The sequence below is a fragment of the Acidovorax delafieldii 2AN genome, from assembly GCF_000175235.1.
Lineage (GTDB): Bacteria > Pseudomonadota > Gammaproteobacteria > Burkholderiales > Burkholderiaceae_C > Acidovorax > Acidovorax delafieldii_B.
On sequence record NZ_ACQT01000131.1, the window covers coordinates 1 to 10,496 of the forward strand.

The 10,496-nt window shown below is 63.6% G+C and carries 9 protein-coding genes; 1 reads left to right on the forward strand and 8 read right to left on the reverse strand.

The genetic code is table 11. The annotated features are described in order from the left end of the window. Nucleotides 1–168: 168 nt before the first annotated feature. The 7 genes from mshL to ACDELDRAFT_RS14785 form a co-directional block, all read right to left on the reverse strand. Nucleotides 169–1,968: a pilus (MSHA type) biogenesis protein MshL gene (gene mshL / locus ACDELDRAFT_RS14755; RefSeq protein ID WP_005798204.1), complete on the reverse strand. Its 1,800-nt coding sequence runs from the start codon at nt 1,966–1,968 to the stop codon at nt 169–171. Between the two features lie 115 nt (nt 1,969–2,083). Continuing rightward, complete coding sequence (locus ACDELDRAFT_RS14760; protein ID WP_005798206.1) at nt 2,084–2,671, reverse strand: hypothetical protein; 588 nt, start codon at nt 2,669–2,671, stop codon at nt 2,084–2,086. Next, nucleotides 2,668–3,969 (reverse strand): hypothetical protein, encoded by a 1,302-nt coding sequence (locus tag ACDELDRAFT_RS14765; protein WP_005798207.1) that lies wholly within the window; start codon nt 3,967–3,969, stop codon nt 2,668–2,670. The genes ACDELDRAFT_RS14760 and ACDELDRAFT_RS14765 overlap by 4 nt, the downstream gene beginning before the upstream one ends. Continuing rightward, nucleotides 3,966–4,469 (reverse strand): hypothetical protein, encoded by a 504-nt coding sequence (locus ACDELDRAFT_RS14770; RefSeq protein ID WP_005798208.1) that lies wholly within the window; start codon nt 4,467–4,469, stop codon nt 3,966–3,968. Before ACDELDRAFT_RS14770 ends, ACDELDRAFT_RS14765 begins: the two co-directional genes overlap by 4 nt. Beyond that, nucleotides 4,470–5,396 carry a type II secretion system protein gene (locus tag ACDELDRAFT_RS14775; RefSeq protein WP_005798209.1) on the reverse strand — a complete coding sequence of 309 codons (927 nt, stop codon included), beginning with the start codon at nt 5,394–5,396 and terminating at the stop codon, nt 4,470–4,472. Between the two features lie 62 nt (nt 5,397–5,458). Then, nucleotides 5,459–6,292, reverse strand: a complete 834-nt coding sequence (locus tag ACDELDRAFT_RS14780) for a type II secretion system protein (RefSeq protein ID WP_005798211.1) — start codon at nt 6,290–6,292, stop codon at nt 5,459–5,461. A 23-nt stretch (nt 6,293–6,315) separates the two neighbouring features. Continuing rightward, nucleotides 6,316–7,173 (reverse strand): prepilin-type N-terminal cleavage/methylation domain-containing protein, encoded by an 858-nt coding sequence (locus tag ACDELDRAFT_RS14785; RefSeq protein WP_005798212.1) that lies wholly within the window; start codon nt 7,171–7,173, stop codon nt 6,316–6,318. A gap of 550 nt (nt 7,174–7,723) precedes the next feature. On the opposite strand from ACDELDRAFT_RS14785, the gene ACDELDRAFT_RS14790 reads away from it, so the two are divergent. Continuing rightward, complete coding sequence (locus ACDELDRAFT_RS14790) at nt 7,724–7,942, forward strand: hypothetical protein (RefSeq protein WP_232504781.1); 219 nt, start codon at nt 7,724–7,726, stop codon at nt 7,940–7,942. 333 nt (nt 7,943–8,275) lie between these two features. On the opposite strand, the gene ACDELDRAFT_RS24205 is transcribed toward ACDELDRAFT_RS14790, so the two are convergent. Beyond that, the coding region (locus ACDELDRAFT_RS24205; protein ID WP_005798213.1) for an IPTL-CTERM sorting domain-containing protein at nt 8,276–10,496 on the reverse strand (2,221 nt) is incomplete at its 5' end.

Genomic DNA, 10,496 nt, shown 5'->3' on the forward strand with positions numbered 1-10,496 from the left:
TTTGCCACAGCAGCCAGCCCAGAACGCCCGCTCCAAGCACCACGGCAAACGCCAGCAGTGCATCCAGCCATGCCGGCCGGCGACGCACCGGCGCCGCTGGCGCGCGCGGCACCGCCGGCCTTGGCTCGTGGGGCGCATCCATGGATTTCAGCGCGTCGTGGATGAGACTCATAGCACGCGCGCCCGCAGAACAATGACCAGCTCACGGCTGCCATGCACCTTGTTCTCGTTTCCGAACAGCTTGCCCAACAGGGGAACGTCGGACACGCCAGGTGCTCCACGATCGTTGTTGGACGTGCGCTGATCGATCAGGCCACCCACCACCACCACGTCACCGTCGCCCACATTGAGGGTGGTCGTCAGGCCCTTGTAGCTGACCTTGGGCAAGGACACCAGGTTATCGCCGCCCACGGCGACCAGCTGCAGGCTGGCCGGATCCACGTCGCTTTGCATCGGGTTGAGCAGCAGCTCGATACGGCCATCGTCGCGCACCATGGGAAGCACGCCCACCATCACGCCGGAAAACACGGTGTCCGTCTGCACGCTCGAAGAGGTGGTGGACGCCCCGCCACCCGGCACGGTCTGCGTGGACGCCGACTGCGAGACATAGCGCGAGCTGGTCCCCACCGACAGCAGCGCTGGCGTACCGTTGCGCACCTGCACATTGGGGTTGGACAGCACCTTGAGATTGCCAAAGGAGCGCAGCGCATTGATGACGATGCCGTAATTGCTCCCCTGGTACGACACGCCCAGCGCAGGCCCCGCCACGCTGCCGATCAGCGCGGCAGGGATCGAGATGGCCCGCCCGGGGTAGCCGCCGCCCGCATTGGGCAGCGTGGCGGTGCTGCCGCCAAGTTGCATCGGCGAGGAACCAAAGCCCGCCGCCAGCCGGCTGCGCAGGGTGGTCCAGTCCACGCCGAATTCGAAATTGTCCGAAAGCTGCACGTCGATGAGCTGCGCCTCGACATACACCTGCTTGCCCAGCACCTTGTGCACCTGGGCCAGCATCTTCTCCACCGCACGCATCTTTGAAGGGCGTGCCTTGACGTAAAGCGTGCCGGTCATCTTGTTGAGCGTGAAGCCGCCGTCTTCGCCCATGGTTGCCAGCGGCGCCTGCGGCAGGGCCGGCGGACGGACGGGGTTGGACCCGCTGATCCAGGCCGACGTGGGCGAGGCAGCCGCGGCCGACATCGCGATGTTCTGCTGCTGCAACTGTTGCTGCTGCAGCGCACGCTCGTGGGCGCTGTCGCCGAGCACCGATTTGAGCGCGCTTTCCACTTCCAGGTAAGGGTCGGTGTTGCCGCCGCCCGAGCCCGCCATCGTGAGGCTGCCCTGCTGGGCGCCGGAGCCGCTGCCCCCGCTTCCTCCACTGCCGCCCCCGCTGCCCCCGGAATTGCTGTTGCCGAACACATTGCCGCCCGAGCCCATATGGATGCTCGACTTGGTGTTCAGGAAGTTGAGCGCGAAGAACTTTTCCTCGGTCAGGTTCACGCGCAGGGTGTTGCCTCGGAACTCTCCCGCCACGTCGTAGGTGCGCAGCACCTCGTTGAAGCCCTCGCGCAGCGTCACCTGGCGCAGGTACATGTCGGCCAGTTGGCCCCCCTTGAGCACATTGGGGTCGACGATGAGGTTCAGGTTGCCCGCATCCGCAAATGCGCTCAGGATCTGGCTGATACTGGCTTTGGACATCGCCACATTGATGAGCTTGCCTTCCAGCGGGTCGAACACCGGGGCCACAGGCGCAATGACAGGCGTGGGCGCTGGCTTGTTCATCTCGGCCAGCAACAACTGCTGGTGTGCGAGCAGCCGCTGCGATTCCTGCACCGCGTGTTCACGCATCTGGTCTGCGGCCGTGGTGTCGGGCGGCGGCAGGCTCGACGCGCTGCGGGGTGGCTGGCCGGCACAACCGCTCAGTACCAGGGCGGCACACACCAGGGCCAAAGGCTTGAAAAGAGGGGGGTGGTTCATATCACTGTCCTTGGCGCTACTCGCGTGATTCTTGAAATGTCATGAAGGGGGGCGCACTGGGGCATGGCGCGGAGCCAGCGGCACCGGCCCACCGCGCCCGCGCGGGTCGGCTTCGTCATGGAAGACTCCTGATGGGGCCCTGCTGGCCGCCCGGAAGACCCGCCTTGAACTCCTGGGTGTTGATGCTCGCCAGCGAGCCATCGGCCCACCGCAAGGTGCCCACGCGCAAATCGCCAGCGGGCAGGCTCAACGTCTGGCGCCCCAGACGTTCCGACACCACCGCCTCGTTGGGGCGCACCCGCACCACACGGCCGCCCGCATCCAGGCGCGCACCTTGGTGCGCCAGGCGGCCATCGATGACCACCGACTGCGTCTGCGCGGCCAGGTCGTCCAGGTGCAAAGACATCGAACGGCGCGGCAGCTGCACGCTGCCGACCACATCGCTGCCCGGCACGGGCAAAGCGAGGAGGCCCTGCGGGTCGGTTCCGGCGCTCGAAGCCTGTGCCTGGATGCGTGCCATGGCACCGAATGCCTCCACCACGCGTGCCTGGTCGTTGCGCAGGGCGGCCGGCAAAGGGGTGAGCTCGGTCACCACCGGACGCACCGAAGGGGTTCGGGACTGGCTGAGCTGAAGCACACCGTACAGCCCCCAGCCCAACAGCACAATGGCCAGGCCATTCAAGAGCAAAGCCGCGTATTTCATGGTTTCGGGTTTCCTGATGCTGTCGCCGCTGCGACCAGCTCGTATGAAAAGGCGCCAGGCGCGGTAGAGGCGGGATCGACGGCCTTCAGCGACCAGCCCGCGGCCGACAGCTGCGAAACCCAGCGCGTCATGGCAGACGAAGCGCCAGGCGCCATCACGCCGTCCACACGGAACGACCGCACACGGGCTTGACCGGCAGGCGCCTCGAGATGGACGCGCTGGATGCGGACGTCTTTTCCCGACGCTGCCTTCAGCAGCGCCATGAAAGCCACGGGGTCATGCCGCGCGCCTTCGTCCAGCACGCGCGAGAACTCGGCCACAGGCAGGAGCTTCTGGGGCGCTTCCACCGTGGCAACGGCCTGGATGCGCTCGTTCAGGGCCACCAGCTCTGCGCGTTGCCCCTGGCCCGCGGTGCGCTGCTGGTCTGCCATCTGGCCGACCAGCACACCCGCGATCGCCAGCACCAACCCCACCAGGGCCGTGACTGCGGTGATCGGCGCCACCCAGCGTTCAGCGCGCCACGCCACCCGCTCGGCCAAGGGATTGAGGGCGTGGCGCCCCGCGGCCTGATGCGCCAGGGCCGGCATAACGGTCTGCACGCGCTCGCCAGCCAGCGTCAGCTCTTCGGCCGCAAGCACCGTGGGCGCACCGCCGAGCACACCGCTCAGAGCCGCCAGGCAATTCTCGGCATCGGACACCTGTGTGGACCACAAGGCGCCCCACTCCACTGCCTCGGGCCCAAGCCGGGCCAGCAACTCACTGTGGTTGGTCACCAGCACCTGTGCAGCACTGGCCATGGCCGACGACCCGGAACCCAGCGCCTGCGTGGCGCCAAAAACCATGCCCTCTTCGGTTTCGGCGAAACACATCAACCGCCGCTGGGACAGCAGCAGCCGTGCGTTGGCAGAAGTCACGCCGTGGCACAGCAGCCCCGGGGCCATCAACACAAGGCAATGGTCCGCCTGCTCGTCGGCCCACTGCGTGCAGCGTTGCCAGAGTTCGAGCGAGATCGCGGAAAAGAATGCCTGAAATCCCCCCGGCAGCTTGACCAGGCGGTGAATGACGATATGGGCGGCCCCGTCGACCAGACCCTGGGTGCGCACCCGCTTTTCGATCAGGGCAGCCGCGTATTCGCCCTTGCCCTCGAATCGCCAGACATCCGTGAAGACGTCGTCCAGGTCCAGAACGACCAGCGCCTGGTGCGAAAGCCGGGGCCAGGGTGCAATGTCTTCCGCCCGATGGTCGTGGCAGTGCAACCAACCTGCACTGGCAACGCGATAAACATGTTCAGCACTCATGGAGCCATCCTGGGCGATTGGGAAACAGACACCGTCTGGAAGTGCAGCGTGCCCGTGACACCGAAAGTCAGCCCCTGGTCACCCGCCAGCGGCGGCTGGAACAGACCCGCCTCAGGGGACACGGTGGCGATGTCGAACACATCGGCAACAAAGATCTGGCCTGCGCCGCCACGGCCGAGATCACCCAGAAATTGGGCCGCCTCCACACGGGTGGCAGGCCCTTGGGCGCGGCGCAGCCGCCGCTCACCCCAGCGCGATGGATCGAAGCCCATGCGCTCGACCTGCTGCGCCACATCCTTGAGCGAACGCACCAGTTGCTCGCGCTGCTGCACTTCGGGCAGCAGGCGGCGCGCGTTGTCCAGCTCGAGCTGCAGCTGCGCGAATTGCTGGCGCTCCCAAGCCAGTCGCTTGAGCCCGCTTTGCGCCAGCCAGGCGCCGCCGCCCAGCAGGGCGGTGGCCAGCGCCAGGGCGGCCAGCTTGAGCGTACGGGGGCCGTTCAATTACTGCTCCATCGTCCAGTGGGCGGTCACCAGCATGACGCGGTCTTCGTCAAAGGTGCGCCCCGTGGCGGTGCCGCCGGCATTGCCGCTGGTATTGGTCACCGCCTGGCGGGCATCGCTGTTGGTCATGGCGCTGTTCGCGGCCGTGTTGGCGATGTTGTTGCCTTCCGTGTTGTTGGCTTCCCACTGGGTTCCCGGCGCGTTGGCCTCGGTCGCCGCGTTGTGGGCAGGACGGCTCTGGATGCGGAAGCGGCCTTCGCGTGAGTCGGGCTTGCCGTCAATCACCTGGTCCATGAAGCGGGCCAGGTCGGGCGTCAGGCCCCGGATCACCATCACGTTGCCGGCGCCGCTGGCGGTGCCGGACGTGTTCCACTGGAAGCAGACCTGCAGCTCAACGGCATTGCCGTTCGAGTCGATGTACAGGAAGCGGTCTTCGTGGCCTTCGCCGCGGCCGGGCGGCATGCGCACGCCAGCGCGGGTCATGAGGGTGCGCAGATTCTGGGTGGCCAGGGCCGCGTCGCCCCCGCCCACCTGGCCGGCTGCATAGCCTTGGCCGCTGCAGATCTTCAGGCCGCGATTGGCGAAGTTCTCAGGGATGCCAGCAACCGCCATGGAGCCCGCGCGCGTGCAGGCATTGGTGCCGGCCGGAATCTCGGTTTCCGAGCCATTGACCATGTAGGTGGGCGCCTGCTGGCAATCGCCCAGCACCACACCGGTACGCTGGTAGTGTTGGTCATAGGCCATCTTCCACTGGTAGGCGAACTTGTTGACCACCTTCTGGTATTCGGCATTGCGCTGCACGTCCTTGGCGATGGCCACGGCGCCGATGATGAGGCCGATCACGGCCAGCACGATGGCCAGTTCCACCAGCGTGAAGCCCTGCTGCACCTTGCGGCCCAGCCTGCGAAATGAATTGGTTCTTGGCATGGAAAATCTCCGGCGAAATGTCGATTCGGTTGGGGGGTGGATGAGAGAAACGGACAGGCCGCTCACTGGTTCATCCGGTAGACGGCGGTGACGATGGCGACCTGGTCTTCGTCAAAGGCGCGGTCATTGCGGGTGGCAATCAAGTCGCGGTTGGTGGCCTGCCATTCCTGGCCGGGACTGTTGATGGCGCTTCCACCGGCGTTGTTGGCCACGCCTTGGCGGCGGAACCGGCCTTCGCGTTCATCGGGCTTGCCATCGATCATCTGGTCGAGCGACCGCGCCAGGTCGGGCGTCAGGCCCGTGATGATCATCACGTTGCCCGCGCCGTCACCCGCTGCGTTATCGGCCGAGCCGTTGGCCAACGGCACGTTCCACTGAAAGCAGACCTGGACTTCCTGGGGATTGCCGTTGCTGTCGAGGTAGACATAGCGGTCCTCCAGCCCTTCGGCACGGCCGGGGGGCATGCGGATGCCGGCGCGCGTCATGAGGACACGCAGGTCGGGGTCGGTGCCTGCCGTGAAGCCCCGCGTCATGCCCTGGCCGGCAGCGGCGCGGCAAATGGCGTTGGGCGGCGTCACGCCCGTCATGTCGCGGCCCGAACGTGTGCCCCCGGCCAGATACCGCTCGCCATTCACCATGTTCTGTGGTGCCGTCTGGCTGTCGCCGAGCACCACACCCGTGCGCTGGTAGTACTGGTTGTAGGCCTGCTCCCACTGGTCGATGAACTTGTTCTTGACCTTGGTGTATTCGGCGTTGCGCTGCACGTCCTTGCCGATGGCCACGGCGCCGATGATCAGCCCGATGACGGCCAATACAACGGCCAGCTCCACCAACGTGAAACCCTGCTGGCGCGATGAACGCAGACGGCGGGTGCGGTACTTGAATGTTTGGTTCATGATGCTGTTTCCCTCGCCCTGCTTCACTGGTTCATCTTGTAAATAGCGGTCAGGGTGATGACCTGCTCTTCGTCGCGCGTGTTGCCCGCGCCGGTGGCCGTGGTGGTCGTGGCGCCACGCCCGAAGGTGTTATTGGCAGACCACTCGACACCCGGGGCGTTGGCGGTGACGTTCTCGATGCCCTGCAGGCGGAAGCGGCCTTCGCGGGCGTCCGGCTTGCCATCGATCATCTGGTCGAGCATCCGGGCCAGGTCGGGGGTCAGGCCCGAGATGACCATGACGTTGCCCGCGCCTGCTGCTGTGGTGGGGCGGTTCCATTGAAAGCACACCTGGACTTCCTGCGGAGAGCCGTTGGTGTCGGTGTAGACGTAGAGGTCTTCCTGCCCCTCGGCACGGCCTGGAGGCATGCGGATGCCCACGCGGGTCATGTGCAGGCGCAGGTTGTTGTTGGCGATATCGAAGGGGGTGTCCACGCGCATCACGCCCGGCTCGGGGTTGTGGGCACAGACCGGTGGCGGCTCACCGCCCACGGGCACCAGCGCAGCCATGTCGCCACCGGAGGTGGGGTTGCCGTCCGCCGCCACGTAGGCAGCGCCATTGACCATGATGCGCGGCGAAATCTGGCTGTCCCCCACCACTACGCCCGTGCGCTGGTAGTACTGGTTGTAAGCCTGTTCCCACTGATCGATGAACTTGTTCTTGATCTTGGTGTATTCGGCGTTGCGCTGCACGTCCTTGCCGATGGCCACGGCGCCGATGATCAGGCCGATGACGGCGAGCACGACCGCCAATTCCACCAACGTAAAGCCCCCTTGCGCGCCGCGGTGCCCCGCCAAACAGTGCTTACGCCGAGACGACGGGGTGGAAAAAATTGATCGCATGGTTCCCTCAAATTTGAAAAATGGCGCGCATAAAGATCACAAAACGTTAATGAATGTAAATAATGGGCAATACAAGTCAAGAAAAAATCTGCACTTTCCACCCGATCTAGTCCATATGTGTTAGGTCGGAAAGGAAGGCAAAAAAGGGGAAAATTCGCCCCCCTTACGGCGCGCGCAGCACTCGCGAGACTTGGCACCAGCCAGCCTGCGGCGAGGGCTGGCAACCTGCTCCCACGTTAAATTCCTTGCCAGCAAGCCGCCGGGTTGCCGTAGTGCAAACATCGGTTTGAGCGAGGGCTTTGCAACGGGCCGCCGCGCCCCAAAGAGCGGCAGAACGCGGTGCGGAAAATAGGAAAGCGGGAAGGAAAAGAAACCGGCAAACCCGGCAAATGAAGATTCAAGGCCCTGGATGCCCTGATGACGCAATGCCCCCAGGACCGCTCAAGGGGGCGCTGGTGATACCGACTGCGGTGACGCTACCGACTACCCAGCATCGCTCGCTGTAGAAGCTGAATCGTGCGAGTTCGGCTCTCTTTTGATCGTGGAAGTTTTGGACTCCTGGAGATCGCCACAGCACGCGGACTTCGCCGACGTTCATCTGCTGACCGGCGCCCACCTGCGCGTGATCCATGCTGTTGTCCACATCTTCCACAGTAACGCCCTGCCCTGCGCATGCGCTGGGCAGGGCGGCACCAGCCGCGCCTCGCACGGACGGGGACAAGACCAGTTCGCGCGGCTGGGCAACGCCGCCGATTCTGCTCGCGAGTAATCTAAATTTGATAGCAGCAAACGCTTGTCAATAAAGCGCTTGCGATCATTTCTCCATCAATAATTGCGCCAAAGTGCTTTTACGCAAGCGGGCGTGCTGGACCCGCAGTTCGCAGGAACCGTGACTGGTTTGTTCGCCCACATGGGGGGGGTGTTTTGGTCGAAGCTGTAGTCGGCGGCGCAGATAGTGTTGATGCGGACATTCCCGGCGCGTGCGTTTTCGAAGTCGGCGACGCAGCATGGATCAAACCGCGATGGATTCGCAGTGGATGATCAGGAATCAGCAGGGAGGGAGCGTCATTTGAATCGCCCCCTTCCTGCTTCCGGTATTGCTTTAGCCGAGAGTAGGCAAGCGGCCTCGCCGCCGCTGGCTCCAACCCCCCATCACTCCCATCAGACCGGCCAGCAGCGCCAGTCCATATTCACCCAAGGTGGGGATGGACGCAGCGCCCCCCCCGACGAAGGGCACCAGGGGAACCACGGGGTCGGTAATGACCCCAACTGCGGGGTTGGAGTCGCCGATTCCATTGTCTGTAACGGTGTATGTGATGGTCATGCGATCAGCACTCAGCGTTGCTCCTGCCAGCAAAAACCAGCTGGACGTCACAGCGCCAGGCGTTTGAGGGCCATATTTGTAGACCATGGTGCCCAAAGGCAATGGCTGCGGGTACGTCACCGTGATGGTCACCGTGCCACCCGTACCGCAATTGGTACTGTCAAACTGAAAGGCGGATTGTGCTGCGCTGGTGCCGGGTGGCAGCGTTCCGACAGCGCTGGATGGCGTGAATTGGGCGGATGCAAAGCCACACGAACTGCTGCCTGCGCCCGAAATGCTGGCAGCGCCGACTCCCTGCAAGGTGGGCCCCGAGTAGCTGCCGGGAATGACCGTCAACGTATAGGTCTGTGTCGCCTGCGCATTCACCCCTGCAACCGCCGCCTGGGTTGCAGTGATCGTGCTGGTACCGGCACTGACCGGCGTCACCACCCCGGTGGCACTCACTGTTGCGACTGCAGTATTAGAACTGCTGTAACTGATCGCACCATAACTACCGCCCATCAAAGTGGATGTGGCCGGATTCGCCAACGTATTGCCCAGCAGCACCGAAGCCGATGTGGGCGTCGCGAACGTCAGTACACCACTTGGTGGCGGATTAACCGTGAACGACTGGTTAGCTGTGGTTGCCGCCAGATAAGATCCGTTTCCAGCCTGATCGGCATTCACACTACATGTGCCCGCTGAGATGTAAGTCACCACCCCCGCTGGGGTCACAGTACAAACACCGGGTGTCGATGAGGTGAACGTCACCGTTAAGCCTGAAGAGGCGGTTGCTGTCAGCGTCAATGGTGCGCCGAGAATCTGCGTCCCCGGATTGCCAAACGTGATGGTCTGAGGCGCTTTCGGGGTGACTGCGGTAGATGCCGTCGATGCCGCGCCAGTACCTGCCAGATTGGTTGCCGTAACTGTGAAAGTGTATGGCGTTCCGTTAGTCAGGCCAGTCACGATCAGTGGGCTGGCCACACCGCTGGCAGTCGCCCCACCCGGACTCGCAGTCACTGTGTAACCTGTGATCGCGCTACCGCCGGTGAAGACTGGTGCAGTAAAGGCGACAGACGCCTGAGCAGCACCGGCTGTGCCCACGACACCGGTAGGCGCACCCGGTACAACAGGATTTACGGTAAATGTTCTGCTGACCGTCGTTGCTGCACCATAAGTGCCGTCTCCGGCCTGATCAGCATTAATCGTGCAAGTGCCAGTTGTCACAAACGTCAACGCACCACCGAAAGTGATCGTACAGACACCGGTTGTGGAAGAGGTGAATGTCGGAATCAGACCGGAAGAAGCAGTCGCAGACAAGGTTGGTGTCGTACCGAAGTTTTGCGCACCGGGATTGGCAAAGGTAATGGTCTGGGTTCCCTTCGGTGTAACTGTCGCAGAAGCGGTGGAGGCAGCGCCAGTACCTGCCAGATTGGTTGCCGTAACAGTGAAAGTGTATGGCGTTCCGTTAGTCAGGCCAGTCACGATCAGTGGGCTGGCCACACCGCTGGCAGTCGCCCCGCCGGGACTCGCAGTCACTGTGTAACCTGTGATCGCGCTGCCGCCGGTGAAGACTGGTGCGGTAAAGGCGACTGAAACTTGTCCACCTCCGGCTGTACCAACGGCACCGGTTGGAGCACCAGGAACAACGGCATTAACAGTGAATGTTCTGCCGACGGTAGTCGCTGCCAGATAAGTGCCGTTACCTGCCTGATCGGCATTAATCGTACAAGAGCCGGCCGTTACAAACGTCAACGCGCCACCGGAAGTGATCGTACAGACACCGGTTGTAATTGAGCTGAACGTGGGTGTCAGTCCGGAACTGGCGGTTGCTGTCAGGGTTGGGCTAGTACCGAAGTTCTGTGCACCGGGATTGGCAAAGGTAATGGTTTGATTTGCCTTCGGTGTAACTGCAGCAGAAGCAGTGGAGGCAGCACCAGAGCCTGCGGTGTTTCTGGCAGTGACGGTAAATGTATAAGCCTGCCCATTGGTCAGACCAGTGACGGTCAGTGGGCTGGCT